Annotated in this window: 28 protein-coding genes and 2 pseudogenes; 10 read left to right on the forward strand and 20 right to left on the reverse strand. The window is 75.0% G+C overall.

Going from position 1 to position 26,633, the window contains the following annotated elements; translation table 11 throughout:
* Positions 1–251: 251 nt before the first annotated feature.
* From ACGFNF_RS09000 to ACGFNF_RS09030, 7 genes are read left to right on the forward strand one after another with little or no spacing between them, the layout of a single operon-like run.
* A complete protein-coding gene (locus ACGFNF_RS09000) occupies positions 252–1,436 on the forward strand; it encodes a hypothetical protein (protein WP_393166747.1) in 1,185 nt (394 codons plus the stop codon).
* A complete protein-coding gene (locus tag ACGFNF_RS09005) occupies positions 1,423–4,017 on the forward strand; it encodes a nitrate- and nitrite sensing domain-containing protein (RefSeq protein ID WP_357578725.1) in 2,595 nt (864 codons plus the stop codon). The genes ACGFNF_RS09000 and ACGFNF_RS09005 overlap by 14 nt, the downstream gene beginning before the upstream one ends.
* Positions 4,014–4,484: a roadblock/LC7 domain-containing protein gene (locus ACGFNF_RS09010; protein WP_088998136.1), complete on the forward strand. Its 471-nt coding sequence runs from the start codon at positions 4,014–4,016 to the stop codon at positions 4,482–4,484. The genes ACGFNF_RS09005 and ACGFNF_RS09010 overlap by 4 nt, the downstream gene beginning before the upstream one ends.
* Positions 4,481–4,954: a DUF742 domain-containing protein gene (locus tag ACGFNF_RS09015; RefSeq protein WP_311411741.1), complete on the forward strand. Its 474-nt coding sequence runs from the start codon at positions 4,481–4,483 to the stop codon at positions 4,952–4,954. The genes ACGFNF_RS09010 and ACGFNF_RS09015 overlap by 4 nt, the downstream gene beginning before the upstream one ends.
* Entirely contained in the window at positions 4,932–5,669 is a 738-nt protein-coding gene (locus tag ACGFNF_RS09020; protein WP_357578726.1) for an ATP/GTP-binding protein, read from the forward strand. Before ACGFNF_RS09015 ends, ACGFNF_RS09020 begins: the two co-directional genes overlap by 23 nt.
* 46 nt (positions 5,670–5,715) lie before the next feature.
* Positions 5,716–6,264, forward strand: coding sequence for a hypothetical protein (locus tag ACGFNF_RS09025; protein ID WP_357578727.1), 549 nt, complete (start codon positions 5,716–5,718; stop codon positions 6,262–6,264).
* Between the two features lie 22 nt (positions 6,265–6,286).
* Positions 6,287–8,590 (forward strand): AAA family ATPase, encoded by a 2,304-nt coding sequence (locus ACGFNF_RS09030; RefSeq protein ID WP_357578728.1) that lies wholly within the window; start codon positions 6,287–6,289, stop codon positions 8,588–8,590.
* A gap of 65 nt (positions 8,591–8,655) precedes the next feature.
* Here the strand turns inward: ACGFNF_RS09030 and ACGFNF_RS09035 are convergent, their stop codons facing one another.
* From ACGFNF_RS09035 to ACGFNF_RS09125, 19 genes and pseudogenes are all read right to left on the reverse strand, one after another.
* The gene (locus ACGFNF_RS09035; RefSeq protein ID WP_393166751.1) at positions 8,656–9,060 is read right to left on the reverse strand and encodes a gas vesicle protein K; all 405 of its coding nucleotides are present in this window, start codon (positions 9,058–9,060) and stop codon (positions 8,656–8,658) included.
* 62 nt (positions 9,061–9,122) lie between these two features.
* Positions 9,123–9,377 carry a gas vesicle protein gene (locus ACGFNF_RS09040; protein WP_393166753.1) on the reverse strand — a complete coding sequence of 85 codons (255 nt, stop codon included), beginning with the start codon at positions 9,375–9,377 and terminating at the stop codon, positions 9,123–9,125.
* Between the two features lie 19 nt (positions 9,378–9,396).
* Positions 9,397–10,236: a GvpL/GvpF family gas vesicle protein gene (locus ACGFNF_RS09045; protein WP_357578731.1), complete on the reverse strand. Its 840-nt coding sequence runs from the start codon at positions 10,234–10,236 to the stop codon at positions 9,397–9,399.
* A gap of 154 nt (positions 10,237–10,390) precedes the next feature.
* Positions 10,391–10,543, reverse strand: a pseudogene (gvpJ, locus tag ACGFNF_RS09050) (gas vesicle protein GvpJ); the annotation flags it as partial.
* Between the two features lie 46 nt (positions 10,544–10,589).
* Positions 10,590–10,940, reverse strand: a complete 351-nt coding sequence (locus ACGFNF_RS09055) for a gas vesicle protein (protein WP_357578733.1) — start codon at positions 10,938–10,940, stop codon at positions 10,590–10,592.
* On the reverse strand, positions 10,900–11,331 hold the full coding sequence (locus tag ACGFNF_RS09060) for a gas vesicle protein GvpG (RefSeq protein WP_357578734.1): 432 nt from the start codon (positions 11,329–11,331) through the stop codon (positions 10,900–10,902). The genes ACGFNF_RS09055 and ACGFNF_RS09060 overlap by 41 nt, the downstream gene beginning before the upstream one ends.
* A gap of 3 nt (positions 11,332–11,334) precedes the next feature.
* On the reverse strand, positions 11,335–12,090 hold the full coding sequence (locus tag ACGFNF_RS09065) for a GvpL/GvpF family gas vesicle protein (RefSeq protein ID WP_357578735.1): 756 nt from the start codon (positions 12,088–12,090) through the stop codon (positions 11,335–11,337).
* 218 nt (positions 12,091–12,308) lie between these two features.
* Positions 12,309–12,518: pseudogene (gvpJ, locus tag ACGFNF_RS09070) on the reverse strand (gas vesicle protein GvpJ); the annotation flags it as partial.
* Between the two features lie 2 nt (positions 12,519–12,520).
* The gene (locus ACGFNF_RS09075; RefSeq protein WP_393166755.1) at positions 12,521–13,807 is read right to left on the reverse strand and encodes an SRPBCC family protein; all 1,287 of its coding nucleotides are present in this window, start codon (positions 13,805–13,807) and stop codon (positions 12,521–12,523) included.
* A gap of 2 nt (positions 13,808–13,809) precedes the next feature.
* Complete coding sequence (locus ACGFNF_RS09080; protein WP_393166757.1) at positions 13,810–14,316, reverse strand: hypothetical protein; 507 nt, start codon at positions 14,314–14,316, stop codon at positions 13,810–13,812.
* 274 nt (positions 14,317–14,590) lie between these two features.
* Positions 14,591–15,100 carry a GNAT family N-acetyltransferase gene (locus ACGFNF_RS09085; protein WP_357578738.1) on the reverse strand — a complete coding sequence of 170 codons (510 nt, stop codon included), beginning with the start codon at positions 15,098–15,100 and terminating at the stop codon, positions 14,591–14,593.
* A gap of 174 nt (positions 15,101–15,274) precedes the next feature.
* Positions 15,275–16,174: a hypothetical protein gene (locus ACGFNF_RS09090; protein WP_393166760.1), complete on the reverse strand. Its 900-nt coding sequence runs from the start codon at positions 16,172–16,174 to the stop codon at positions 15,275–15,277.
* Positions 16,143–16,904 carry a DUF3618 domain-containing protein gene (locus ACGFNF_RS09095; RefSeq protein WP_357578740.1) on the reverse strand — a complete coding sequence of 254 codons (762 nt, stop codon included), beginning with the start codon at positions 16,902–16,904 and terminating at the stop codon, positions 16,143–16,145. Before ACGFNF_RS09095 ends, ACGFNF_RS09090 begins: the two co-directional genes overlap by 32 nt.
* 22 nt (positions 16,905–16,926) lie before the next feature.
* Positions 16,927–17,319, reverse strand: a complete 393-nt coding sequence (locus ACGFNF_RS09100) for a phage holin family protein (protein WP_393166762.1) — start codon at positions 17,317–17,319, stop codon at positions 16,927–16,929.
* The gene (locus tag ACGFNF_RS09105) at positions 17,316–18,074 is read right to left on the reverse strand and encodes a hypothetical protein (RefSeq protein WP_393166764.1); all 759 of its coding nucleotides are present in this window, start codon (positions 18,072–18,074) and stop codon (positions 17,316–17,318) included. The genes ACGFNF_RS09100 and ACGFNF_RS09105 overlap by 4 nt, the downstream gene beginning before the upstream one ends.
* 279 nt (positions 18,075–18,353) lie before the next feature.
* Positions 18,354–18,866 carry a DUF3263 domain-containing protein gene (locus ACGFNF_RS09110; RefSeq protein WP_393166766.1) on the reverse strand — a complete coding sequence of 171 codons (513 nt, stop codon included), beginning with the start codon at positions 18,864–18,866 and terminating at the stop codon, positions 18,354–18,356.
* 245 nt (positions 18,867–19,111) lie between these two features.
* Positions 19,112–20,128, reverse strand: coding sequence for an ABC transporter permease subunit (locus ACGFNF_RS09115; protein ID WP_357580699.1), 1,017 nt, complete (start codon positions 20,126–20,128; stop codon positions 19,112–19,114).
* Positions 20,125–21,135: an ATP-binding cassette domain-containing protein gene (locus ACGFNF_RS09120; protein WP_151454742.1), complete on the reverse strand. Its 1,011-nt coding sequence runs from the start codon at positions 21,133–21,135 to the stop codon at positions 20,125–20,127. Before ACGFNF_RS09120 ends, ACGFNF_RS09115 begins: the two co-directional genes overlap by 4 nt.
* 153 nt (positions 21,136–21,288) lie before the next feature.
* A complete protein-coding gene (locus tag ACGFNF_RS09125) occupies positions 21,289–22,074 on the reverse strand; it encodes a DeoR/GlpR family DNA-binding transcription regulator (RefSeq protein ID WP_091626905.1) in 786 nt (261 codons plus the stop codon).
* A gap of 194 nt (positions 22,075–22,268) precedes the next feature.
* Here ACGFNF_RS09125 and ACGFNF_RS09130 point away from each other — a divergent pair, with 194 nt between their 5' ends.
* From ACGFNF_RS09130 to nagA, 3 genes are read left to right on the forward strand one after another with little or no spacing between them, the layout of a single operon-like run.
* Positions 22,269–23,198 (forward strand): SIS domain-containing protein, encoded by a 930-nt coding sequence (locus ACGFNF_RS09130; RefSeq protein ID WP_357580698.1) that lies wholly within the window; start codon positions 22,269–22,271, stop codon positions 23,196–23,198.
* Positions 23,195–24,115, forward strand: coding sequence for an ROK family protein (locus ACGFNF_RS09135; protein WP_357580697.1), 921 nt, complete (start codon positions 23,195–23,197; stop codon positions 24,113–24,115). The genes ACGFNF_RS09130 and ACGFNF_RS09135 overlap by 4 nt, the downstream gene beginning before the upstream one ends.
* On the forward strand, positions 24,115–25,224 hold the full coding sequence (gene nagA, locus ACGFNF_RS09140; RefSeq protein WP_357580696.1) for an N-acetylglucosamine-6-phosphate deacetylase: 1,110 nt from the start codon (positions 24,115–24,117) through the stop codon (positions 25,222–25,224). Before ACGFNF_RS09135 ends, nagA begins: the two co-directional genes overlap by 1 nt.
* A gap of 105 nt (positions 25,225–25,329) precedes the next feature.
* Here nagA and ACGFNF_RS09145 read toward each other — a convergent pair whose 3' ends face one another.
* Positions 25,330–26,580 (reverse strand): DUF4032 domain-containing protein, encoded by a 1,251-nt coding sequence (locus ACGFNF_RS09145; RefSeq protein ID WP_393166769.1) that lies wholly within the window; start codon positions 26,578–26,580, stop codon positions 25,330–25,332.
* Positions 26,581–26,633 lie beyond the last annotated feature (53 nt).

The following is a 26,633-nucleotide window of genomic DNA, read 5'->3' on the forward strand; positions in this document are numbered from 1 at the left end:
AATTCGGATCATGTGAATTCCGATGTTCGTCGGAAATCCACTCCGATCCATCCTTGTCACTCTCTGGCCCGGCACGGACGGTGCCCGGCGAGTGACCCTGCGGTTACTTCGGGCTTCGTGACGCAAAGCTGACCGTCCGGCGGCCGGAACGGCCCCCGCTGGTCGGTTAGTTTTCCGGTCCGGTGCACGGGACTTCGCCGCCGACCCCCGACACCCCCACCGATCCCGTGCTCCCGCCGGAGGAGACAGACATGACCGTCCCCGCACCGCCGGCCCGCCGGCGGCCCACCGCGGTGGGCCGCGTACTGCCGCTGCTGCTCCTCGTCGCCCTGCTCGCGCCGATGACCCTGCTGTTCGTCCAGACCTGGCGACTCACGGCCGACGACCGGGACCTGGCCGGCCGGGAACGGCTGGGCGTGGAGTACCTGCGCGCCCTCGCCCCGGTCACCCACGCCCTGGTCGAGGCCCAGTCCGCCGCCGTCGCCGCCCGGCCCGTCACCAGCGAGGCGCTGACCCGCGCGGTCGAGGCCGCCGCCTCCGTGGACGCGCGGATCGGCGACGAGTTGCGCACCAAGGAACGCTGGGCGGGCCTGCGGGCCAGGATCGAGGCGCTGGGCGCCCGCGGCCCCGCCGACCCGGAGGCGGCCTTCACCGCGTACGGCGAGGCCACCGACCTGCTGCTGGCGCTGCACGGCAAGGTCCGGGAGACGTCCGGGCTCGTCCGCGACCCCCGGCCCGACTCCTTCTTCCTCCAGCACGCGAGCCGGGACCTGCCCGAGGCGGTCGTGGCGGCCGGCCGGCTGGCCGACCTGGCCGTGCTCGCCGACCGCCGGCCCGCCGCCGAGCGCAACCGCACCGCCGTCGAGATCGCCACCCTCCGGGTGGGCGTGCTCACCCCGGCCGGTGACCTGGTCGCCGACCTCCGGGCCGCCGTGGACAGCTCGGAGAGCGCCGACCTCGGCCCGAGCGTGCTGAACCCGCTCGACACCTACCAGCGGGCCGTCGAGACGTTGGCGGCCCACTCGGCACCGGCCGGTCGCGACGCGGAGACCGACCAGGCGCGGATCGCCGGCGCCCGGCTGAACGCGCAGGCCGCCGCCGAGCAGCTCCAGCCCGTCATCCTGGACGAACTCGACGCGCTCCTCGCCGGACGCTCCCGCGACCTGGACCGGGACCGCTGGCTGACCGTGGGGGCCGGGGCGCTGGCCGTCCTGCTGTGGGCGGCACTGGGCGCGGTGTGGCTCACCGCCGCCCGGCGGGCCCCGGGGCGCGCGGCACAGGCCCGACGCGAGCGGTACGGCGCCGACGCCCCGCCGGAGGACACGCCGTGGCAGCCGGCCGCCGGCCGGGGTGCCGAACCGCGTCAGCTCCAGCCGGCGGGATCGGCCCGCGAACGCGGCGGCGCGCAGTGGGGGCCCTCCGATGCTGCTCGCTAGGCTCCGCATCCGGGGCAAGCTCGCGCTGCTCGTGGTCATCCCGCTGCTCAGCATGGTGGCGCTCGCCGTGCCGGCGGTGCTCGACCGCGTGGCCGCCGCGCAACGGGCCGGCGACATCGCCGACCGGGTCCGCATCGCCAGCCGGATCGGCAGCCTCGTGCAGGACCTGCAACAGGAGCGCGTCCTCTCGGTCGGGCTGCTGCTCGGCCGGGTCACCCGGAGCGAGCTGATGCAGCGGACCGCTGGCGTGGACGACCGGGTCGCCGACCTGCGGGCCACCCCGGCAGGCCTGCTGCCGCCGGAGGTGACCGAGGCCCTGCACGGCGTACGCGGGCTGACGGACGTGCGTGCCGCGGTGCTCGCCGGCACCGCCACCCCGGACCAGATCATGGCTGCGTACGGGCCGGTCAGCACGGGACTGATCGACGCGCTGCGGCTGCCGTTCGGGGTGGACACCGACACGGCGGCCGGGCGGCAGGTGCTGGCCCTGGACGGGTTGCTCCGCGTCGACGAGGCGATGGGCGCCTGCGCCACCCTCATCGTGCTCGTCAAGGCCACCGGCTCGCCCCGGGTGAGCGCCTCGTACGTCGCCTGCATGGCGGGGCTACGGGCGGACAACCAGGGGTTCCGCAGCCTGATCACGCCGGAGCAGTTGAAGCTGGTGACCCTGAACGACGCGGCCGTGGCCGCCCGGACCAGCGCGGACTTCCTCACCAGGAGCGCGCTGGACCCGGCCGGCGCGACCAGGGACATCCCGCTGGACGCGCTCTTCCCGTCGGTCCGCTCGATGATCACCTTCGGGCAGTTCATCGAGAAGAAGCTCGTCGCCGACGTCATCGCCGAGGTGAGCGGGCAGCAACGCCGGGCGCTGACCGAGGCGTACCTGGTGGCGGGGATCGTCACCCTGATCCTCGCCGTGGTGGTGCTGCTCAGTGCGGCCGTCGCCCGGACGGTGGCCCGGCCGCTGACCCGGCTCACCCGCTCCGCCGACCGGGTGGCCCGGGTCGCCGAGGCGGAGCTGACCCGGGTCGCCGACGACGAGACCGAGGGTGCCGCGCCGGTACGCCTCGACCCGGTCGACGTACGGGCCCGCGACGAGATCGGCGACCTGGCCCGCGCGTTCGACCGGGTGCAGAGCACCGCCGCCCGGCTCGTGGAACGGCAGGTCGCCGGCCGACGCAACGTGGCCCAGATGTTCGGCCACGTCGGCCGCCGTACGCAGAACCTCGTGGGCCGGCAGATCGCGCTGATCGACCGGCTGGAGCGGCAGGAGACCGACCCCGGCCGGCTGGAGCACCTGTACCGGCTCGACCACATCTCCAGCCGCCTGCGCCGCAACGCCGGCAGCCTGGTGGTGCTCTCCGGATCGGCCGGCGCCGACCCCCACGTGGCGCCGGTGCCGCTCGCGGACGTGGTCCGGCTGGCGCTCGGCGAGATCGAGGACTACACCCGGGTCGACGTGCAGGTCCCGCCCGGCGTGTCGGTGGCACCCGGCACCGTCGGCGACCTCGTCCTGGCGCTGGCCGAGCTGATGGAGAACGCGACGGTCTTCTCCCCGCCGCACACCCGGGTCACCGTGGGCGGCGAGCCGACCGGCTCCGGCGCCCGGCTGACCGTGGTGGACCGGGGCATCGGCATGGCCCCGGAGCGGCTGGCGGAGGAGAACGCCCGGCTCACCCGGCGGGAGCGGCTGGACCTCGCGCCGACCGAGGTGCTGGGGCTCTTCGTGGTGGGCCGCCTGGCCCGCCGGCACGGCTGGCAGGTGCGGCTGACGCCGACCGCCGGTGGCGGGGTGACCGCGCACCTGGACGTCCCGGAGACGTCGCTGGTCGTGCACCGCGCCGAGCGGGCCGGCGTGACCGTGGCCCGGGCCGCCGTACCCGTCCGCGACCGGCGCTCGCCCGACGAGCCGGAGGCCGCCCGGCCTCCCGCAGCGGTCGGCACGGCGCGCTCCGAACCCCGCGCGACGGTCGGCGCGGCGCCGTCGGAGGTCGGCGCGGCGGCGGAGGCGGTGCCGTCGGAGGTCGGCGCGGCGGCGGAGGCGGTGCCGTCCGGCTTCGACGCGGCGCTGCTGAGCCGCGCCACCCGCAGCTTGGAGTCCGGCGCCTCCTGGGACGCGTTCAGGTTCAGTGGGGAGCCGACCGGCGTCGAACTGCGGGCGCCGGCCGGCACCGGGCCACGGGCACCGGCAGCCGCCCCGCCGGGCATCCGGCAGCGGGTACCCGGCGCCACCCTGCGCCCGGCCGGGCCGCCGGCCCCGTCGGCCGCCCCGCCGGCGAGCGGGCCGGTGCCGGTCACCGACGCGGACCCGGCCGCCGCCCGCGCCCTCGTCGAGGCCGTCGAGTCGGGCGTACGCCGGGCCGAGCTGGGCCGGGGCACCCCGGACGGCACCGCGCCGGCCGGGCTGACCCGGCGGGTGCCCGGGGCCAACCTGACCGCCACCCCGGCCCGTCAGCCCGACAGCCCGCCGGAGAACCCGGACGAGGTCCGCGACCTCCTCACCGAGTTCGAGGCGGGCGTCGCCCGCGCCCTGCGCGAAGTCAGCCAAGACCACCGCTACGAAGAGGGAACATCACGGTGACCAGCCCCTTCCTGCACGACAACGTCGACCACCAGAACCCGGGCGCCGGGGACCTGAGCCCGGAGGCGCGCACCTTCAACTGGCTGCTGGACTCCTTCACCTCCAGTACGGCCGGCGTGCTGGAGGCGATCGCCGTCTCGTCGGACGGGCTGCTGATGGCCATGTCGGCGATCAAGGACCGCTCCAACGCGGAACGGCTCGCCGCCGTGGTCTCCGGCATGACGAGCCTCGCCGGCGGCGCCGCGAGCTGGTACGCCCTCGGCGGGCTCAACCGGGTGGTCGTGGACATGGCCGAGGGCTACCTGCTGATCAGTGCCATCAGCAGCGGCTCCGTGCTCGGGGTGGTCGCCGACCGCTCGGCGAACCTCGGCACCGTCGCCTACGAGATGACGCTCTTCGCCGGGCGGGCCGGTGGCGCCCTCACCCCGAGACTGATCGCCGAACTGAAGAACGCCGCCCAGCAATGACCCCCGAGGTCGCCGGCGAGGGACCGGACCCGGAACCCACGGTCCGGATCCGGCCCTACCTGCGCGCGTCGTCCCCGCACGACGCCCGGCCCGGCCTGCCGGCGACCACGGCCGCGCCGGCGACCGAGGACGGGCCCGCCGGTCCGCGCCCGTTCGTGCTCACCGCCGGGCGGGTGGCCGGCGCCGACCCGGCGATCGGGCTGGAGACGCAGGTGACCGCCCGGCCGGCGACCGACCGGCCGGCGTCGCTGACCTGGCTGGCACCCGAGTTGCAGGCGATCGTCTCGCTCTGCGACGAGCCGATCTCGGTCGCCGAGATATCCGCCCGGACCCGGTTGCACTTCGGCGTGACCCGGGTGCTGGTCGGCGACCTCCGCGCCGCGGGCCACCTCGACGTGCACGACGGCGCCGACGCCCTCGACCCCGACATCATCCTGCGAGTGATTGATGGACTCCGTGCGATCTCCTGAATGGCCGGTCGCCCCGCTGGGCGGGATCGCCGCCAACAGCGCCGCCACCCGGTACGGCTCCCCGACGGGGCCGCAACCCGCCGCGTCCGCTCCGCCGCCGCACCGGACGCCGGCGACCGGGGTGGCCGCGGTGCCCCGGCCCGCGCCGGCCGCCGCACCGCCGATCCCGGTCAAGATCCTCATCGCCGGCGGCTTCGGGGTGGGCAAGACCACCACGGTCGGCGCGATCTCCGAGATCGCCCCGCTGACCACCGAGGCGGAGATGACCACCGCCGGGATCGGCGTCGACGACCCCGGCGTACGCTCCGCGAAGACCACCACCACGGTGGCGATGGACTTCGGCTGCGTCACCATCGACCGCAGCCTGAAGCTGTACCTGTTCGGCACGCCGGGGCAGGCCCGGTTCGGTTTCATGTGGGACGACCTGGCCCGGGGGGCGCTCGGCGCGCTCGTCGTGGTGGACAGCGCCCGGCTCGACGACTGCTACCCGGCGATCGACTTCTTCGAGCGGGCCGGCCTGCCCTTCGTGGTCGGCGTGAACGCCTTCGACGGGCGGCTGGCGCACGACCTCGACGCGATCCGGTGGGCGCTGGCCGTCGGCGACCACGTGCCCCTGGTGCAGTTCGACGCCCGGGACCGGCTCTCGGTGCGGGACGCCCTGCTGGTCGTCCTCGACCGCGCACTGGAGCGGGCCACCCGGGAGGGAAGGTCCTGAGCCGCTGCGGCGGTTCGACCCGTTTCACGAGAAGGGGTGGTTCGTGATGAGAGGTGGACTGGACGAGACACTGGCCCGGATGGCGCGCCGCGAGGAGGCGTTGCGGCGGCGGGCCGCCGAGACGGAGCCGGCGGGCGGGGAGGCCGTCGGGGCGCCGGAGGCGCGGGGCGGATCCGAGCCGGGGCGCGCCGACGTCCGGGGCGAGGGGCGCAACGCCGGGCCCGGCTGGACCGACGCGCGGCGGGGCGCGGAGCACCGCGACCCCGTGGTGGAGGTCGCCGAGGCGGTCCGTCGCGTGGTGGCCGGCCACCCCGGCACGGCGGTCAGCATCCGGGTCGAGCACGACGGGCAGGCGTACCCGCTGCGGGTCGCCTGGACCGACGCGGGCGTGACGGTCGACGTGGAGGCCCCCGCGCCGCCGCCGGCGTGGCCGATGTCGGTCAAGACGGTGCCGGCCTGGACGCCGGCCCAGGAGGGGCTGACCCCCGACCCGGCGGCGCGGCTGGCCGAGCTGATCCGCCGCGACCCCTCCCTGCTCGGGGACGGTGACGCTCCTCGCGGAGCACGGAACGCCCCGGGAGCGGGCAGGGCGTGACCACGGCGGCTAGGGTCGGGCGGTGGCGGAACCCGACCTGACCCTGACCGCGAGCCTGCGGCCGGCGGCCCTCGACGCCCGACGGGGCGTCGTCCGGCTGCACCCGGAGGTGCTCACCGCGCTGGCGCTGCGCCCCGGCGACCCGGTGCGGCTGGCGGGCCGGCGGGTGACCGCCGGCATCGTCGCGCCGGCCGAGCCGACCGCCAGCACCGCGCTGCTCTACGCCGACGACCTCATGCTGGGCAACCTCGGCATCCGCGACGGCGCCCAGGTGACGGTGAGCCGCCTGCCGGTCACGCCGGCCCGTCGGGTGCTTCTCGCCGGTCCGGCGCAGATCGCCGCCGTGGTCTCGCCCGAGATGCTCCGGCTGGCCCTGCTCGGCAAGGTGGTGACGACCGGGGACGACGTGTCGCTGCTGCCGCAGGACGTGCTGCCCGACGCCTCGGTGCGCAGCCTCGTGGAGGCCGCCCGCCGCAGCCTCTCCAACAGCGTCGGGTACGCCTGGACCAGCACCCTGCTCGCCGTGGCCGCCGCCGAGCCCGACACCGGCTCGCTGGTCACCATGGACACCGTCGTCGGCTGGGAGCACGGCCAGGCGACCCACGGCTCCGCCGGCACCGGACCCGCCCCGCAGGGGCGACGCCTCGACGCGGGCCCGACCCCGAACGGGACCGCAGCGGGCCGGGCGGCTGCCACGGGTGGCGTACGCCTCCCGGGCGCCGTGGACGCCACGGGACGCACCGCCGGGAGCGTCGACGAAGCGCCGCCCGCGGTGGACGAGCTGCCCGGGCTGCGGTCGCAGGCCGAGGAGCTGACCGAGCTGCTCGACCTCGGCTTCCACCACCGGGAGGTGCTGGGCCGGCTGGGCACGACCGTCTCGCTGGGCGTGCTGATCGCCGGGCCGGCCGGCTCCGGCAAGGCGGCGCTCGTACGGGCCGTGGCCGCCCGGGTCGGGGCCCGGGTCAGCCCGCTCTGGGCTCCCGAGGTGGCCGCGCTGACCAACCAGGCTGCCGCCGACCGGCTGCGCGCCGCCGCCGCCGAGGCGCGCGCGGACGGCCCCGGGGTGCTGCTGGTCACCGACGTGGAGGCGCTCGCCCCGGCGGACGGGCCGGGGCCGGTGGCGACCGTGTTCCGGCAGGTGGTCGCCGAGACCGTACGGGCGGGGGCGGCGGTCGTCTGCACCACCGGCCGGCCCGAGGCCGTCGACCCCGCGCTGCGTGCCCCGGACCTGCTCTCGCTGCGGATCAGCGTGCCGCTGCCGGACGCGGCCCTGCGCCGGGAGCAGTTGACGGTGCTGACCCGGCAGGTCCCGCTCGCCGACGACGTGCGGCTCGACGAGGTCGCCGGGCGCACCCCCGGCTTCGTCGCCGCCGACCTGGCCGCGCTGCTGCGCGAGGCCGGGGTGCGCGCGGCGCTGCGCCAGAAGTCGGCCGAGACGCCGACGGTGGCGATGGCCGACTTCACCGCCGCGCTGGAGGTGGTCCGCCCCACCACCATGGCCGCCTCCACCCTGGAGCTGGCCTCGGTGACGCTTGACGACGTGGGCGACCTGACGGAGGTCAAGGAGACGCTGACCGAGTCGGTGCTCTGGCCGCTGACCTACCCGGACACCTTCGCCCGGCTCGGCGTGCAGCCGCCGCGCGGGGTGCTCCTCTACGGCCCACCGGGCTGCGGCAAGACCTACCTGGTCACGGCGCTGGCCGGCTCGGGGCGGGCGAACGTGCTCTCGGTGAAGGGCGCGGAACTGCTGTCGAAGTGGGTCGGTGAGAGCGAGCGCGCGGTCCGCGAGCTGTTCCGCCGGGCCCGGGAGGCCGCGCCAACCCTGATCTTCCTGGATGAGGTGGACGCGCTCGCCCCCGTACGCGGCCAGGCCAGCGACGGCGGCACCACCGACCGGGTGGTGGCCGCGCTGCTGACCGAGCTGGACGGCGTGGAGACGCTGCGCAACGTGGTGGTGGTCGGCGCGACGAACCGCCCCGACCTGGTGGACCCGGCGCTGCTGCGCCCGGGACGGCTGGAACGGCTGGTCTACGTGCCGCCGCCGGACGGGCCGGCGCGGGCGGAGATCCTGCGCGCCTCGGCCCGGAACGTGCCGCTGGCACCCGAGGTGGACCTCGTGGAGCTGGGCGGGGAGCTGGACGGCTTCTCGGCGGCGGACTGTGCCGCGCTGGTGCGCGAGGCGGCCCTGGCCGCCATGCGGGAGTCGCTGACGGCGTCCACGGTCACGGCCGCGCACGTGGCGGCGGCCCGCGCCCGGGTCCGCCCGTCCCTGGACCCGGCCCAGGTCGCCTGGCTCGCCGCGTACGCCGAGAAGCGGGCCGGCTGAGCGCCCGTGCCCCCGGCGCGGCCGGGGGTGACGGGCGCTGTCGGGTCGACGTCGTGGGCGGCTCGTCAGTCGGTGGGCAGGAGGGGGCCGAGGGGCCCGAGGTCGAGATTGAGGTCCTCGGGCGTGAGGCCGAAGTACTCGCGCAGCCCCGCCATCTGCTCCTCCAGGGCCATCAGCGTGGTGCCGATCCGTTCGACCTGCTCCTCGGTGAGGTCGCCGAGGTCGACCCGGCGCAGCGCCTGTCGCTCCATGAGCTGCCGCAGCAGCTCGATCACGGTGAGCACGAGGCTGGCCAGCCCCCGCTCGACGCCGTCCCGGTCGACGGCGAGCCGACGGTCCAGCGGCGTCACCCGGGGCGGCTGCCACCGGGTGTCGCCGAGCGCGGCGGCGAGCTCGGCCGCCTCGTCCCGCCGGCCGCCACCGCCGCCCGCCTCGTCCCGGCGGGTGCCGCCGCCGCCCGATCTGCCCACGCCCACTCCCCCGCCCCCGCTACCCCTGCCGGTCGCGCCGTCCGGGCGGCCGTCCGGGGCGGTCACGGCCACGTCCCCGGCGTCCCGGCGGCGGCGCTCGGGGCGGCATCCCGCAGTTCCGGCGGGGCGAGCGCGCCGACGGAGGCCACCAGCGCACGCAGGGAGATCCGGACCAGGTCGATGTCGGCGATGGCGATCGTGATGTCGCCGCTGATCACCACCCCGGTGGCGAGGACCCGGTCGAGCAGGTCGACCAGGGCCACCGGCCGGTAGGCCAGCGGGTCGTCGGCGCTGCTGGGGGCGAGCGACGTGGTCACCACGCCCGCCCCCGGGCCGTCAGCACGCCGGCTCCCGTACGGTGAGCGCCGGCTCGGCGGGCCGCTCCTCGGCGAAGGAGTACGGCGGCCACGGGCCGGTCAGCTCCAGCCGGATCTCCGGGTGCCGCCCGGCGAGCGCGCCGACCAGCTGGCGGAATCCGGCGACCGACCCCTGGCCGACCAGGTACGCCCCGTTCAGCACCATGGCGGTGGGCGCGCCGGAGAGCCGGCGGTCCTGCGGGGGGTGCCGCCGGACGGCCACCGCGTGTCCGGCCAGTGCCTCGTGCACGGCGGAGGCGGCGTCGGCGGCGATCCGCTGCCCCTCCTCGCGGGCGGTGAGCTGGGCCCGGCGCCGCCGCAGGTACGCCGCCCCGGCGCCGCCCGACCCGGCGGGCTCCGCCGCGCGGGGCGTCGCGCCCGGCACGACGTACCCCTTCACGCCCCACTCGTCGTGGCCGGCGAGCCGGTCCAGGACGGTGGTCAGCTCGACCCGCCGGGCGGTGAGCTGCGCCGCCACCCGGGCGTCGTCGTGGTGGACGGTGGCCAGCCGGGCGGGCACCACGGCACCGTGGCGGGACAGGGCCGCGACCACCGCGTGGTGCGTCCGGGCCGCCCGCTCCAGCCAGGCCAGGTCCTCCAGGTTCCGGCGCAGCGCCTCCTCGCCGTACTCGGACAGCGGCGCGGCGCTGACGACGGCGACCAGGCCCGCGGCCCGCACCGCGCGCACCGGAGCCCCGTCCATCCCGGCAGTCGCGGCGAGCAGTGCGGGATCGACCTCCCGCGCCACGCCGTGCAGCCACACCCCGAGGCCGGAGCTCGCCGGCCCGGTGGCGGGCGCGAGGTCAGCCGTCGAACTCATCCCACTCCTCCCTGCGGGCGGCCGTCCGGGCGACCCGGGGGCGGCGTTCCGCCTCCACCTGCTCCGGGTCCCGTGGGCCGGGCTCCACCGGCGGCCTCGCCCGGGAGCTGAGCCACGGGTCGTGCTCCCACCAGTCGATGCCGATCTGCCGGGCCGTGTCGACAGAGGCGATGACCAGTCGCAGCTTGAGCGTCAGCAGCTCGATGTCGAGCAGGCTGACCCGGATGTCGCCGGCGATCACGATGCCCCGGTCGAGCACGCGTTCCAGGATGTCGCCGAGATTGGCCGGCTCGTGCCCTGCGGGCAGGACCTGGCCGGAGTTCTGCACCACCGGGGGCGGCTGCACGCTCACCTCAACCCACCTCGCCCTTCCCGCGCTGGTAGCGCCGCACCCGCCGGTAGCCGAGCAGGCCACCCTCCAGGTCCAGCTCCACCTCGTAGAGGCCGAGCAGGTCGGTGGAGCTGGGGATACGCCGGTCCTCGATCACCTCCACCCCGATCAGCCAGCCGTCCCGCGACGACTTCAGCGAGGTGGTCCCCACCGGATCCCGGCCGGTCAACTCGACGATCTGCCGCATCCCCTCGCGCGCCGCCTCGGCGGCCGTGATGGGTTCGAGGTACTCCTCCTCGTCGTCGTACCGGTCGTCGTCGACGGGCTCGCTCCTACGCGCCCGACCGCCGTCGCCGCGGATCAGACCCCCCATCGCGCTCACCTCCCTCGCCGCCGCCGCGCGACACCCGCCGCGAGCGTTCGGTGCCGACCTGCCGCGCCCGGTCCGCGCCGGACTGGTGCCGGGTCCCGCCGTTCTGCCGACGGGACCCGGGGCCGTTCCGGGCCGGAGCCCGGCCCTGGGCGGGCGCCGGCCGCTGGACGCCGCCGGTCAGCCGCTCCAGCACCTGCTGCTGCCCCCGGTCCCGTTCCCCGGCGCTGATCTCGCCCGCCGCCGCCGCCGCGTCCAGCGCCTCCAGCTCGCGCCGGACGTCGACGGGGTTGCGCTGCCGCGACTCCGCCTCCCGGGCGATCACCTTCACCACCGCGGTCAGCCCCCGCACCGGCGCGTACGGCAGGGTCAGCAGCGTCCACAGGATGTCCACCGGTCACCCCATCAACTGGTGGGCGCTGACGAAGTCGTACGGCGCGAGCGGGCCGAGCAGCCGCATCCGGATCAGCTCCCGGCGCTGCTCGGCGTACTCCTCGACCGCCGAGACGAACTCGTCCTCCCGGTCCTGTTCGACCAGGAAGGCGGCGTTCGACGCGTCCAGCTCGTTGCTCGGCGGCCGGGGCGCGCTCGCCACGACGAGGGGACCGAGCGTGTCGACCAGTTGCCGGTTCTCCGCCTCCCGGCGCAGCTCCACCGCCTGGCTGATGATCTCGCCGAGCCGGATCCGCTGCGTCCGGGTGGCCGCCTCCGGCTGCCCACGCACCTGGTCCGCCAGGTCGGCGGCGCCCGGGTTGTCCGCCAGCACCGCCGCGATGAGGTTCGCCTCGTCGTAGCGCCCGTGCACCGTGTACTGGATCCGGCCCTCGAACTCGTCGAGGGCGGCGGCGAACCGGTCGTGGTGCGCGTCCAGCAGGTCGGCGACCGCGTCGGGCCCGGTGACGACCGTGCCGAAACGCACCGGCAGCACCGGCGCCACCGCCGCCGTGCCGTCCACCAGTTCCTGGTACGCGGTCAGGTCCGCCGGCCGGCCGAGCGGCTCGGTCAGGCTCACATCGCTGACCAGCGCGGCCAGGTCCTCGTGCCGCACCGCCGTCACCTCTCCGGGCGGGTCGCCGACCCCGGCGGCGTCCGGGGTCGGCTCCACGTCGGAGGGCACGATGCCGTAGATGAACAGTCCGGTCTCCTCGGCCATGCTCACCGCTCCTCGTCCCGTCGCCGCCGGGGCCGGTCGCGATCCCGGTCCCGATCCCGGTCCTGGTCGTCCGGACCCAGCTCGCCGACGGCGTCCTTGATCGCGCCGACCGTCTTGCCGATGCCCGAGACCGCCTTGCCGGCGCCGACCGCCCCCGAGGCCCCCTCGACCAGGTCGGGCAGCCCCTTCTGGCCCTTCGGGGTGATGTCGAACCGGTCGACCGCCTCGGCGAAGCGCAGGTAGGTCTCCACGCTGGCGATGACGATCCGGGCGTTGATCTCGACCAGCTGGATGCCGACCACCGCGATCGAGACCTGGGCGTCGATCACCACGCCCTTGTCCAGCACGGTCTCCACGACATCGGCCAGGCCGGAGCCCCCTCCGCCGCGTTGCAGGGCGCCGCCGCCCTGAGCCTCACTCGTCGCGATTGTCACTCCCGCTCCTCCCGTCGACGGCGGACCACCGGGCGCCGGGGTGCTTCCGGGGAGCGGCGGGCCCGGGGCTCCTCACGGGAACGCGGCTCCTCACGGGAACGCGGCTCCTCGCGGGGCTGCGGGCGGCGGGCCCGCTCAGGGGCACGGCGGCGCGGCGGGGGCTGTTCCTCCTCCGGCTCCTCCTCCTCGTACTCGTCGTAGTCGCCCTCGTCGTACTCGTCCTCGTACTCCTCGTCCTCGGCCGGGCGACGGCGCTGGGGCGGTCGGCGGCGGCCACGCTCGGCGGTCCTGCGCTTCTCGCGCGGCTCCTCCTCGGCCTCCTCCTCCTCGGGCTCGGGCTCGGGCTCGCGCCGGCCGCGCTGCTCGCGCTGCTGTCGCTCCTCGCCCTCCTCCTGCCCCTGGCGCTCCTGCTCCTCGCGCTCCTGTTGCTCGCGCTCCTCCTGCTCCTCGCGCAGCGCGGTCTCGTGGTCGCGGACCACCTGCGAGTCCTCGATCTCGCCGCGCCAGCCCTGCACCGAGTCCGGGTCGAGGACCGTGTGGGTCATCACGTGCCGGACGAAGTGCTTCAGTTCCAGTCGGGCGCGGCGGCCCTGGGCCCGCCACAGGTTGCCGGTGTGCTCGAAGAGGCCCTGCGGGTGGTACTCCAGCACCACCAGGATCCGGGTCAGGTCGGGCGACAGCTCGTGGAAACTGACGGTGCCGTCGACGGAGCCCTTCTCGCCCTTCGAGCGCCAGTGGATCAGCTTGTCCGGGATCTGCCGGACGATTGTGGACTCCCAGGTGCGGTGCGACCAGAAGACCTGCGCCTTCCAGGTCAGCTTCTCGTCCGACTCGGTGTCGACGTTCTCGACCTTCTTCATGAAGCTCGGGAAGTCGCCGAACTGGGTCCACTGGTCGTACGCGACCCGGACCGGCACGCCGACCTCGATCGCCTCGACGATGTTGGTGACCTTGACCTTCTTGCCGCCGCCCTTGCCACCCTTGCCGCCCTTGCCGAGCGCCGACATGACCTTCTCCTTACCGCCGGCCAGTCCGGCATGGACCATCGCCTTCACCGGTGAACCGCCCTCCGCGAGCTTCTGCGCGCCGGTGGCAGCGGCGATCAGGCCGGGACCGCCGCCCTGCTTCGCGTAGTCGCTGAGCCGGCCGGTCGCGCCCGTGATCCGCTCCGTCACCACCCGCATCGCGCGTTCGCCGATGGCGCTGGCCAGGTTGCGCGCCTCGCCGGCGAGTTGGCCCCGGACCTTGTCCCCGAGTCCGCCGGGGTTCTTCGTGTCCGGCATGGTCACCGCCCCCGCCGCTGGTCGCCGGCGTCGCGGTTCCGCTGCTCGCCGTCGTCGTCGCGGTCCTGCCCGCCGTCGTCGTCGCGGTCCCGCTGCCCGCCGTCGTCGTCGCGCCCCTGCTGCTCGGCGTCGTCGCGCCCCTGCTGCTCGGCGTCGGTGTCCCGGTCCGGCCGGTCGCCGTCGCCGCTGGCGCCGGCCCCGCCCTTGCGGCGCAGCGCGTCGGCCGAGCCGCGCAGCTTGCCGCTGATGGCATCGATGCCGCTGCCGGCAGCGGCGGTCGCAGCCGCCTTGGAGGCGGCGGCGAGCGGGCCGCCCAGGCGGCCGAGGTTGCTCAGGTGGGGAGACGACTGAAGCAGGTTTCCGCCCGCCTTCAGCAGTCCGCCGGGCTCCCGACTGGCCCGGCCGGCCGCGACCGCGGCGGCCAGGGTGAGGGCGGTACGCAGCTTGCGCCGCCGGCCCAGCAGGTAGCCGAAGCCGACCGCGAGCCCGATTCGTGCTCCGCTCTTCATCAGTTCTCCTTCGCTCCCCGGAGCGCCGGACACCTGACGGCAATGGTCGAAAGAATGGCCGCCGGGGATCAGCACGCGCCGGACCGCACATCAGGTGTCCCGTTTAATCGGACCAGACGGGCAGTACCCGTTGGCCTATCGGCGAAACACTCCCGCGCTTTGTCGGAACCATTCACCCGGGCCGGCGGGCGCGCCCCACAAACCGCGCAAAGCCGACATGGAGGCAGCGCCGAGCAGGAAGAACGTCAGAAAGGAAATAAATGCAGAACGGCCGTCACATGGCCGGCAGCGTCGAATCGAGGCATATCTCGGCGTGCACCGCACCGCCACTTTCGCGCAATTTGGCGCCACACTTCTTCAGCACGGAAACGGCACCGTGGTTGTCGACGGTGGTCTCCGCGACCACCAGGCGCATTCCGGCCGCCGCCGCCTCGTTCAACAGTTCGCGCAGGGCGGCCGCGCCGATTCCCTGGCCCCGGGCGGAGCGGCCCAGCCACATCCCGGTCTCGACCGTGCCCGGCTCGTCGCGGCGGGCCATCCGGATCATGCCGACCACCTCGCCGCCGGCCAGGATCGCGTACATGCAGGTGCCGGTCGGGCCGTCCAGACCGCCGAAGCTCGCCCGGTGGAACTCCCGGAACGCCTCCCGCCGGGCGCACGACCAGCCCGCAGGGGCCTCCACCGGCGGCATCACGTCGCCGGGCTCCGCTTCCGCAGCCGCTACGGAGAGCAATGGTTCCAGGTTCTGCTCGTCCACCGGCTCCAGCCGCACCGTTCCCGCCACGTGCCGCAGTCTGCCGGCCCCACCGGCCCAAGTCCACCCCATCGGGCCTCGACTGGCGGTCCGGCGGAAGGTACCGGCCGGTCGGCCCGCATCGTGTTCCGCCTCACGCTCCGCTGTCGACCGCCCGTCCGGCCCAGGTGACGGGCGGCGGAACCGCCCCGCCCCCGGGGCCGGTCAGGGTGCCTCGGCGTCGAACTCGCAGAGCACCACGGAGGCGTCGTCGGCCGGCTTGTGCCGGCGCAACCGGTCCGGATGGTCGCGCTCGGCGACGCGTACCCGGTCGATCAGCGCGGCGGGGTCCTCGGCGGTCGCCACGTCCAGCAGCCCCGCCCAGTCGAGGACGCCGAACTGCTCCACCAGGGCCGACGCGCCGTCGCTGAGCAGTGCCGCCCGGCGTACCGCACCCGGCCCCCGCAGCGGCAGGGTCCCGGTCACCGCGTGGAACGCCGCGTCCGGGTCGGCGGCCGCCACCCAGTAACCGTGGGTGCGGTTCATCCGCGCCCGCTGCATGTCGACCGCCTGCCGCATCCGGGTCACCCGGTCGGCGCCGCCGGCCGGCAGGGCCGCGACCATGGCGCGCAGCTCCGCCGTGGCGGTGTCCAGTCGGTCGTCGGTGACCACGCCGACCTGACCGCCGGCGTCGAGCACCAGCGGGCTGTCGCAGAGCACGAGGTAGTCGAGGTGGTCGCCCCCGTCGCGCAGCAGGCAGACCGTGCTCGACGGGGTGCCCGGATGGTCGAGGTCGCACCCGTCGCCGTGGTCGGCCCGGACCGCGAGGATCGCCGCCGCCAGGTTGCTCATCAGGGTCGCCGTCGGGCGGACCGCCTCCGCCAGCCCGAGCCGGGCCGCGAGGTGCCGGACGTACCAGGCGGTGCCGTGCGCGCAGCCCGTGTCGAAGCCCTCCGGCACGCTGGCGCCGTCCAGTACGCCGACCAGCGGCCCGAACCGGAAGACCAGGTCCTCGTTGACCGCCCGGCCGGGGGGCGGCGCGGACGCGGAGCGTACCCGCATCGTCCGCGCCGCCCCGACCACCCGGGTCGCCTCAGCGGCGACGGAGGTCGTCGGCGGTCTCATGCGCCTGCCCCTGCATCTGGTGGGCGGCCGACCGGCCCTGATCCCGGACGGCGGACGCGCCACTGGCGGCCGTCGAACCGACCGCCCGGGCCGCCTCCTGCGCCGGTCCGCGCATGTTGTGGCTGACCTCGTGGCCCATCTCGCGGCCCACCTCGCCGGCCTGCTCCCGCAGGTGTCTGGCCTGCGCCCGGAGCTGGTCGGAATGCTCGCCGACCATGTCCTTGGCCTGCCCGGCCCAGTGCCGTTCGGGGCGGCTGGGCGGGATCAGCGACGAGACCAGCAGACCGGCGCCGAAGGCGATCAGGCCGGCCGCCAGGGGGTTGCCCTGCGCCTGCTGGCGGGACTGCTGCCCGAGCGAGCGGGCCTCCTCCCGCACCGACCCGGCCATGTGCGACATCTGCTCCCGGGACTGCTCCCCGAACGCCCGCGCCGAATCGGCCGCGTGCGACACCCGTTCCCGGGACTGCCCGCCGAACTCCCGCGCCGAATCGGCCGCGTGCGACATCCGCTGACCTGTCGCCTGCGACATCCGCTGTGCGGTGCCCTGCCCGTCAGACTGCACGCCCATCACCTTCTCCCTGGCCCGGGTGAACGCGCCACGGGCCTGCCCGACGCGCTCACCGGCGATCCGCCGCGGGTTGACCTTGTCGGCCAGCGCGTCGACGTCGCTGCTCAGTTCGTTCCGGGTGTTCTCGATCTCCCACCGGATCCGGTCCGGATCGTTGGACATGATCTGCTCCCTCCCGGCTGGTTCACCGGCCGCGCGCCGCCTTCGGAATCTCCTGTGCGGTCTGCCTCGTCCGGGGCAGCACCGAGCGGAGCTGCTCCTTCTCCTTGCGCGCCCTGGAGAGCAGGACACCCGTGACGACACCCCAGATGACGGCCACGATCAGCGCCGCCCAGCTCTGGTCCATCACGTTGGACAGCCCCCACCACAGCGCGTACGACACGAACAGCACCGTCAGGAAACCGGCCAGCGAGGCCCCGCCGAACATGCCGGCGAGCCTGCCGACCTGACCCGCCTCCTCGCGCAGCTCCGCCTTGGCCAGTTCGACCTCCTTGCGGACCAGCACGGAGAAGTCCCGGGTCACGTCGCCCAGCAGGTCGCCGACCGACTGCGTCCGCTCCTTCTCGGGGGCACTCACGGCGCCACCCCGCCCGGGATGTCCGGCCCCTGCCGACCCGACGGCGAGGCGTTGCGCACCCGGGCCGTCCCGGTGTACGCCCCCTCGGGCATGTACGGCGCCTCGGCCGTCCGCTCGTACGGCTGCGGCCCGGCCGCGGTACCCGGCCCGGTCGGCGGCATCGACGGCTGGCCCTCGGCCCGCGCCCCGTCGCCCGACGCGGTCAGGTTCCGGGTGAGCCGCCCGACCAGCATGCCGGCCAGGGCCGCGCCGGCCAGGAAGGTGCCCGGGTGCCGGCGCGCGTACGACCGCACGTCGTGGAGCATCGCCCCGGGTTCGCGCTCGTCGAGCCAGCCCGCCGCCTGCTGGGCGGCGTCGGCGGCCCGGCGGACCGCCTGGGCGGCCATCCCGGAGTCCTCGCTCCGCTCCGCCATCGAGCTGAGTTCGCGCCCGATGCCGCGCAGCCCGTCGGCGGCCCGGTGCTGCTGCGCCCGGGCCTGGTCACGCAACTGCGTGCCGGCCTCGCCGGTCAGGTGGCGCGCCTGCCGCCCGGCCTCCGACGCCACGTGTCCGCCCTGTTCGGCGGCGGCGTGCGCGACGTGTCCGCCCTTCTCGGCGGCGGTGTGCGCAGCGTGTGCGCCCTTTTCCGCGGCGGTGTGCGCGAGGTGTCCGCCGGCCTGGGCCGCCTGGTGCCCGACCCGGGACGCCTCCTGCCGGGTCTGCTGTGCGGTGCCGGTCGCACCGTCCGGTGGCCGGCTCGGGTTGATCTGCGTCATCGCCCGCTCCCTCCGTCGGCCCCGGGCCGCAGGTCACGGCCCGGAACGTGAACCGGCCGCGAGATGCGGCCCGGAACGACACCCGCGTACCCGCGCGGATCGCCGACATTCCGCACGGGCGTCGGGGGTAGGAGCGGCGGTCCGCCTGGGCGCGCCGCCACGAGGCTCGTTCGTGGTGGCCACCGCCGGGCACGTCGACCACGGCAAGCCGGGCGGCACCGACCGGTCGGTCGGAACGGGGTCGGCGGGGCCGGGACCGGTCGCGGGGTACGACAGCGGTCAGCGGCGGCGGTTGCGGGCCCGGGAGGACCGCAGCCGGCGCAGCCGCCCGATCAGCACCGGCTCGGCGGCGAGGGCGGCCGGGTTGTCGAGCAGCCCGTTGAGCAACTGGTAGTAGCGGGTGGCCGAGAGGCCGAAGGTGTCCCGGATGGCCTGTTCCTTGGCGCCGGCGTGCCGCCACCACTGCTGTTCGAAGGCGAGGATGCCGCGCTCACGCTCGGTGAGGCCACTCTCGGGCCCGGCGTCCGCCGGGGCGTCGGCGTCGGTGCCAGCCCCGTTCGGCGGGGCGGTGGCCTCGGGGGGCGCCGCCCCGGCGGCGTCCGGCTCCGGCGCCGAGCGTGGCTGCGGGACCGTCGGCGTCGCGGCGCCCGGACCGGTACGCGGCTGGGGAACGACGCTGGCGGTGTCCCGCGCCTCCCCGGTGGCCTCCGCCCCGACGGTCGCGCCGGCCTCGCCGGGCCGGCCCGGCACGGGCGGCTCGGTGGCGGCCGGGGCGGCGTCGGCGGGCTGCATGGCGCTCCTCGTGGGGCTGGCGGGCGGCACACCACGACGCCGACCGGTGGGGGACTCCCAGCCTAACCAGGGCAGACCCGGTTCGCATCGGACGACAGTGCCGGAACGTGACCGCTCCGGTTCACGTCGTGTCCGACCCGCGAACCCCACCGCGCTCCGCCCGGAGTGCGCCGGTTCGTCATCCCCCGTCGAGGCACGGCGGTGCGACCGGGGCCGGGGAGAGCCGCCGGCCGCACCGCCGACGGTCAGGAGATGTCGCGCCGGCGCATCGCCCAGAGGGCCGCGCCGAGGATCACCACGAACCCGACCGCCATCATCACCGAGGACTGCTGCCAGGTGATGTCGAGCGTGTCCGGTTTGCACTCGCCGAAGTAGGTGGCCTGGCAGGTGTTCCAGTCCTCCAGGGTCACCTTCTTCTGCATCCACGCCACGGCGTAGGTCGGCAGCAGCCAGGCCTCGGCGAAGCGCACGCCGGCCATCGCCAGCAGGATGCCGAGGCCGAACTGCCCGACGACCATCAGGGCGATCACCCCGCCCAGGGCCATCGCGGTGTGCCGCCCCAGCGAGGCGAGCGCGAAGCCGATGGTCGCGGTGACCAGCGCGAGCACCAGCCCGCGCAGCCCGGTCAGGGCGAAGGACTGCCATGCCCCGGAGGTCATCTTCGCCGTGCTGCCACGGAACGTGGCGACCAGCCAGAAACTGCCGAACCAGAGCGCCGTCGTGGGCACCGCCAGGGCGACCAGCCCGGTGAGCAGCGCCGCCAGCTTCGTCAGCAGTACGGTCAGCCGCTTCGGCCGCCACAGCAGCAGGTTCATCATGCCGCCGGTGTTCCACTCCGCCCCGACGAACGAGGCCCCCACGACGAACCCGACCAGCGCGAGGATCGCCGCGAGCGGCAGCAGCGTGTCGCCGAAGTTCTCCCGGAAGTCGAACGTGGACGGCAGGAACCAGTCCGCCTGGATCGCGTCCCGGGGCGGGGGCTGGATCATCGCGCAGTCGTCGGGGAACTCCCCGGACTGGGCCGTGCCGGCCGCCTTCGCCTTCTCGCACGCCGCGCGGTACTCCGTGTTGTGGCGGACGTCCCGCTGCCACTGCTGGTCGGCGGCGCGCTCGGCCTTCGCCAGCGCGCTGGCGTCGATCTTCTCGTTGGTGAAGAAGACCCCGACCACCACGGCCGCGAGCACCAGCAGGCCCAGCAGGCCCATCCAGCGGGTGAAGCGCCGCTTGGCGAGCCGGCGCAACTCCGTACGGTAGAGGCTCACGCGCCCCACCCTCCCCCGGTGGGACCGGGCTGCCCCGCGCCACCGACCTTCGTGGACTGGTCGACCTGCCGGTGCTGGCCGGGTACCGGCGCGGTGGCGGTCAGTTCGAGGAAGACGCTCTCCAGGTCGACGGCGACCGGGGCGAGCTCGCTGACGTAGAGGCCCTGCTCGGCGAGGAGCCGGGTCACCGTGGCCGGCTTGTCGACCCCGGCGAGCATCAGGTGGTCGGCCTGACCCGCCACCCGGATCCCGGCCCTGGTCAGCGCGTCGGCGGCGACCGGCAGGTCGGTGACCGCCTCCAGCCGCACCCGGACCGCGCCCGAGGAGTGCTGGGCGAGCACCTGCTCGACCGGGCCGAAGGCCACCCGCCGGCCCAGCGAGATGATGGTGACCGAGTCGCAGATCAGTTGGATCTCGCCGAGGATGTGGCTGGAGAGCACCACTGTCATCCCCGACTCCGCGAGGTTGCGCGTCAGGGTGCGCATCTCCCGGATGCCGCCCGGGTCGAGGCCGTTGGCCGGCTCGTCCAGGATCAGCAGCTTCGGGTTCTTCAGCAGGGCCGAGGCGACGGCGAGCCGCTGCTTCATGCCGAGCGAGTAGGTCTTGACCCGCTCGCCGGCGCGGTCGCGCAGCCCGACCAGCTCCAGCACCTCGTCGACGCGGTGCTGCGGCACGTCGCCCGCGCCCGCGAGCAGGGACAGGGTGTCCCGCGCGGTGAAGTGCGGAAAGAACTGCGGGCTCTCCACGATCGCGCCGACCTGACCGGCGACGGCGGGCAGCGCCGCCGGCACCTCGTGGCCGAGGATCGTCATCCGGCCGCCGTTGGGCCGGATCAGGCCGAGCAGCGTACGCAGCGTGGTGGTCTTGCCCGACCCGTTGGGGCCGAGGAAGCCGTGCACCTGCCCCTGTTCGACCCGCATGTCGAAACCGTCGAGCGCGTTGCGGGTGCCGCGCCGACGGCTCTTGTACGTCTTGCGGAGACCTTCGATCTCCAGGACAGCTGGCAAGCTGCACCTCCCCCGATGGGTGTATGACACGCGACACCATACGCGGTATGCAGGCACCCGCAATACCCGGTATGCATGCGACGCGCCGATCAGGTGAAAGGAAGGGCCCCTTCCTGTGCACCAGGCGTCAGGAAGGTGCCCTTCCTTTCAACGTCAGGCGCAGATGACCGTGACGCCGGCGGCGCGGAACGCCTCCACCACCTCGGGGTTGGCTCCGGAGTCGGTGACCAGCGTCTCCACCCGGTCCACCGGGCAGATCCGGGCGAAGGCGTGACCGCCCAACTTGGACGAGTCGGCGATGATGACGACCCGCTTGGCCCGGGCCACCATCAGGTTGTTCATCGCCGCCTCGCCCTCGTGGTGGGCGGCGGCGCCGAGCTGCGGGTCGATCGCGTCCACGCCGAGCAGGGCCACGTCGAGGGTGACCTCGCGTAGCAGCGCCCCGCCCAGCGGGCCGACCAGCTCGAACGACTTCGGGCGGACCACGCCGCCGGCCACCACGACCTTCATCCGGGAACGGACCAGCAGCTCGTTGGCGATGTTCAGCGCGTTGGTGACCACGGTGAGCTGGGCGCCCTCGGCGCTGGTGTTCAGGTCGGGCCGGACGGCGAGGGCCCGGGCCACCTCCGTGCTGGTGGTGCCGCCGTTGAGGCCCACCACGGTGCCCGGCGAGACCAGCGCGGCGGCGGCGGCGCCGATCCGCTGCTTCTCCGCCGAGTGCTTGGCCGTCTTGTAGCGCAGCGGCAGGTCGTACGAGACGCCGTTGGCGACCGCGCCACCCCGGGTCCGGGTGATCATCTGCTGCTGGGCGAGCTGGTCGAAGTCGCGCCGGATGGTGGCCTGGGAGACGTCCAGCCGCTCGGCCGCCTCCTCGACGCTGACCCGGCCGTTGTCGGTCAGCATCTCGAGCAGGGCGTTCCATCTGGCGTACCGGTCCACCCGGGCCCTCCAGTTACTGCGCGGTCGGTGATTGATTGCGTGCACAGTAGTGCGCGAAACTACGAGGGCGCAAAACCCCGTCTTGCGCGATGCCGGGGCTGGTTGCCACAGCCAGCCGCTTTCGCGCAGAATAACGCGCGAAAGGCGGCTCTAACGAGCCGTATTGCGCACCGCTCCCCTGCGTAGGAGTTCTCATGTCGTACGTCGACGCCGAGATCGCGAGCCAGCCCGACTGCTGGCGGGAGGCGGCGCTACTCGCCGCCACCGCGACGGACCACCTCCCCCGCCCCGGGGAGCGGGTCGCCGTCGTGGGTTGCGGCACGTCGTGGTTCATGGCGATGGCGTACGCGGCCCGCCGCGAGCACCTCGGCCAGGGCGAGACCGACGCCTTCCAGGCCTCCGAGTTCCCGATTAGCCGGCGCTACGACCGGCTCGTCGCGATCACCCGCTCCGGCACCACCACCGAGGTCACCGAGCTGATCGCCGCCCTGCGCGGGCGGGTGCCGAGCACCGTCCTGGTCGGCGACCCCGACTCCCCCGCCGTCGCGCTGGCCGACGCGGCGGTGACCATGCCCTTCGCCGACGAGCGCTCGGTGGTGCAGACCCGCTTCGCGACCACCGCCCTGGCCCTGCTCCGCGCCCACCTCGGCGACAACATCGACGCGCTCGCCGCCGACGCGGAGGTGGCCGTACGCGCCCCGCTGCCGATCGACCCGACCCGCATCGAGCAGGCCACCTTCCTCGGCCGGGGCTGGACGGTCGGGCTCGCCCAGGAGGCCGCGCTGAAGTGCCGCGAGGCGGCCACCTTCTGGGCCGAGGCGTACCCGGCGATGGACTACCGGCACGGGCCCATCTCGATCGCCGCGCCGGGCCGGCTGGTCTGGGCGTTCGGCGAGCTGCCCGACGGGCTGCCGGAGGACGTGGCGGCGACGGGAGCGGCGTTCGTGCACAGCCGCACCCACGGCTGCCGCACGGTGCTCGGCAGCTGGGCGGCCGGGCGTACGCCCGTCGACCCGATGGCCGACCTGATCCTGGCGCAGCGCTTCGCCGTCGCGCTCGCCACCAGCCGGGGCCTCGACCCGGACGCGCCCCGGCACCTGACCCGTTCCGTGGTCCTCGCGTGAGGCCAGCCGACGTCGTCGTCGCGCTGGACGTCGGCGGCACCGGGATGAAGTGCGCCCTGGTCCGGGCCGACGGTGCCGTGCTGCACACCGAGCGGCACCCCACCGACGCGGAGCGCGGCCCGGACGCCGTCGTCGACACGGTCCTGGGGGTCGCCGAGGGGCTGGCCGGCAAGGCCCGCGCCGACGGGCTCGGCCCGGTCGCGATCGGCATCGCCGTACCCGGGGTGATCGACGAGGCGCGCGGGGTCGCCGTCTGGTCGGCGAACGTCGGCTTCCGGGACGTACCGCTGCGGGACCTGGCGCAGGCGCGGCTCGGACTGCCGACGGCGGTCGGCCACGACGTGCGCGCCGGCGGCCTGGCCGAGGCCCGGCTCGGCGCGGGCAGCGACGCCGCGCACGTCCTCTTCGTCGCGATCGGCACCGGCATCGCCGCCGCGCACCTGGTCGGTGGTGCGGCGGCCACCGGCGCGCACGGCGCCGCCGGCGAGATCGGCCACATTCTGGTACGCCCCGGCGGGCCTCGCTGCGGCTGCGGCCGTCCCGGGTGCCTGGAGGCGGTCTCCTCCGCCTCCGCGATCGGCCGGCTCTACTCGGCGCGGGCCGGCGTCCCGGCGACCGCCGCCGAGGTGGCCGACCGGGCGGCAGCCGGCGAGCCGCTGGCGGCGGACGTCTGGCGGGAGGCAGTGGAGGCGCTCGCCGACGGCCTCGCCACCGGCCAGGCCCTCTTCGACGTGGAGACCGTCGTGATCGGCGGCGGGCTGGCGCGGGCCGGCGCGCTGCTGTTCGACCCGCTGCGGGCCGCGCTGCACGAGCGGATGACGTTCCACCGGGAGCCGCGCCTGGTCGCGGCGGCCCTCGGCGACGAGGCCGGCTGCCTCGGCGCCGCCCTGCTCGCCCTCGACAGTCTGGAGAAGTGATGGCTCTTCGGGTGAACGGCAAGGTGGTGACCCCGACCGGCGTGATCCGGCAGGGCTGCGTGGAGGTGCACGAGGGCCGGATCCGGGCGGTGGCCGAGTACCCGTCGGTCCGCGACGGGCACTGGATCGTGCCGGGCTTCGTCGACATGCACACGCACGGCGGCGGCGGGCACACCTTCACCACCGGCGACGCCGAGCAGGCCCGACAGGCCGCCGACTTCCACCTGCGGCACGGCACCACCACCCTGCTGGCCAGCCTCGTCAGCTCGCCGTTCGTCCTCATGCGCTCGGCCACCGAGGCGTTCGCCCCGCTGGTCGCCGAGGGGGTGCTGGCCGGCATCCACTTCGAGGGCCCGTACCTCTCCTCCGCCCGCTGCGGCGCGCAGAACCCCGAGCACCTCCGCGACCCGTCCACCGACGAGCTGGCCGAGCTGATCGAGCTGGGCGGCGGGGCGGTCCGGATGGTCACCCTCGCCCCCGAGCGGGACGGCGCCCTGGAGGCGATCAAGCTGCTCACCGCGCACCGGGTGGTCGCCGCGGTCGGCCACACCGACGCCACGTACGACGAGACCCGCGCCGCCGTCGCGGCGGGCGCGAGCGTCGGCACCCACCTGTTCAACGGGATGCGGCCGGTGCACCACCGCGAGCCCGGCCCGGTGGTGGCCCTGCTGGACGCCCCGAACGTGGTCTGCGAACTGGTCGCCGACGGCGTGCACCTGCACGACGGGATGCTGGCCTTCGCCACCTCGACGGCGGGCCCCGAGCGGTCCGCCCTGATCACCGACGCGATGGCCGCCGCCGGCATGGCCGACGGCGAGTACGACCTGGGCGGCCAGACGGTCACGGTGGCGGACGGCGTGGCCCGGTTGGCCCGCGACGGCGCGATCGCGGGCAGCACCCTGACCATGGACGCCGCGCTGCGGCACGCGGTGGGCGCCGGGATCCCGATCGCGGACGCCGTACGGATGGCGGCCACCACCCCGGCCCGCGCCATCGGCCTCGGCGACCAGCTGGGCGCGCTCCAGGTCGGACTCCGGGCCGACCTGGTGGTGCTCGACGACGACCTGAACGTGGTACGGGTGATGCGCGGCGGCTCCTGGCTGGAGTGACGCAGCGAGGCGACAGCCACCCGTGCAGAGAGGCTCGCGTCGACGCTGTCGAGCTGAATCGTCTGCGACATCACACGGGACGCACAGGCCGAATCGTCTACGACATCAGCTCGACAGCGGCCGCGGAGACAGTCCGCCGGAAGGACCATCACCGTCCGCCACCACGTCGCCGAGCACGGCCTGCTCGTCGGGGCGGTGCACCAGCACGTCGGAGAGGAACGACTGCACGGCCGGGGCCATCCCGACATCCCGGCCGGCTCGCTCGGAGAGCAGCCACTTGTGCTCGATGATCTGGGCGAAGAGCTCCTGCGGCTCCAGCTTGCGGCGCAGGTGCGCCGGCACGGCCCGGACCACCGGCTCGAAGACCTCGGTCAGCCAGCGGTGCGCGGCCTGCTGCTCGTCCATCAGGTAGCTCTCCGCCCGGTAGGCGTCCAGGTCGTTGAGCAGCCGGCGGGCCTGGTTCTCCTCGGCGTCGAGGCCGGTCAGGCGGAGCAGCCGCCGGGTGTGGTAGCCGGCGTCGACCACCTTCGGCCGGACCAGGTAGCGCCCGTTGTCGATCGTGGACATGGCCACCTCGGCGACGTCGAAGCCCAGCTCGTTGAGGCGGCGGATCCGCCCCTCGATGTCGTGCCGGGCCTCCCGCTCGACCTGCTGCTCGTAGGTGATCTCGTGCCACAACCGCTCGTAGCGCTGCACGACCTCCTCGCAGACCACCTCCGGGTCGATCGACTCGTGCAGCAGCCCGGCGGCCTGGAGGTCGAGCGCCTCGCCGAAGATGTTGACCCGGGCGATCTCCAGGTCCTCGCCGCGCTGGCCGTTGGAGAGGGAGTTGTGCAGCGCCCCGGTCTCGGCGTCCACCAGATACGCGGCGAACGCCCCCGCGTCCCGCCGGAACAGGGTGTTCGACAGCGAGCAGTCGCCCCAGAAGAAGCCCGTCAGGTGCATCCGGACGATCAGGGCGGCGAGCGCGTCGAGCAGCCGGCCCATCGTCTCCGGGCGCAGGGTGTGCGAGAAGAGTGCCCGGTAGGGCAGCGAGAACTGCAGGTGCCGGGTGATCAGCACCGGGTCGAGCGGCTCGCCGTCGTCGGTCAGCCGGTCGGCGACGATCGCCACCGCCTCCACCGACGGGAAGTCGATCCGCTCCAGGGCGCGCAGCAGGTCGTACTCCCGCTCGGCGACCCGCTCACCCGTCTCCTTGACCGCGTAGACGTAGCCGCCGAGGCGGACGAAGCGGACGATGTGCCGGGAGATGCCCTGCGGCAACGCCACCAGGTGTTGGGCAGGCCACTCCTCCAGCGGGGTCGACCAGGGGAGGTCGAGCAGCGCCGGGTCCACGAGGGCCGAGGTGATCCGCACGGGGACAAGTCTGACGGGTACCCCCCGCCGAGCGCCTCCCTTCGTGGCTCGGC

Source organism: Micromonospora sp. NPDC048868 (genome assembly GCF_043198195.1).
Classification (GTDB): Bacteria; Actinomycetota; Actinomycetes; order Mycobacteriales; family Micromonosporaceae; genus Micromonospora; species Micromonospora reichwaldensis.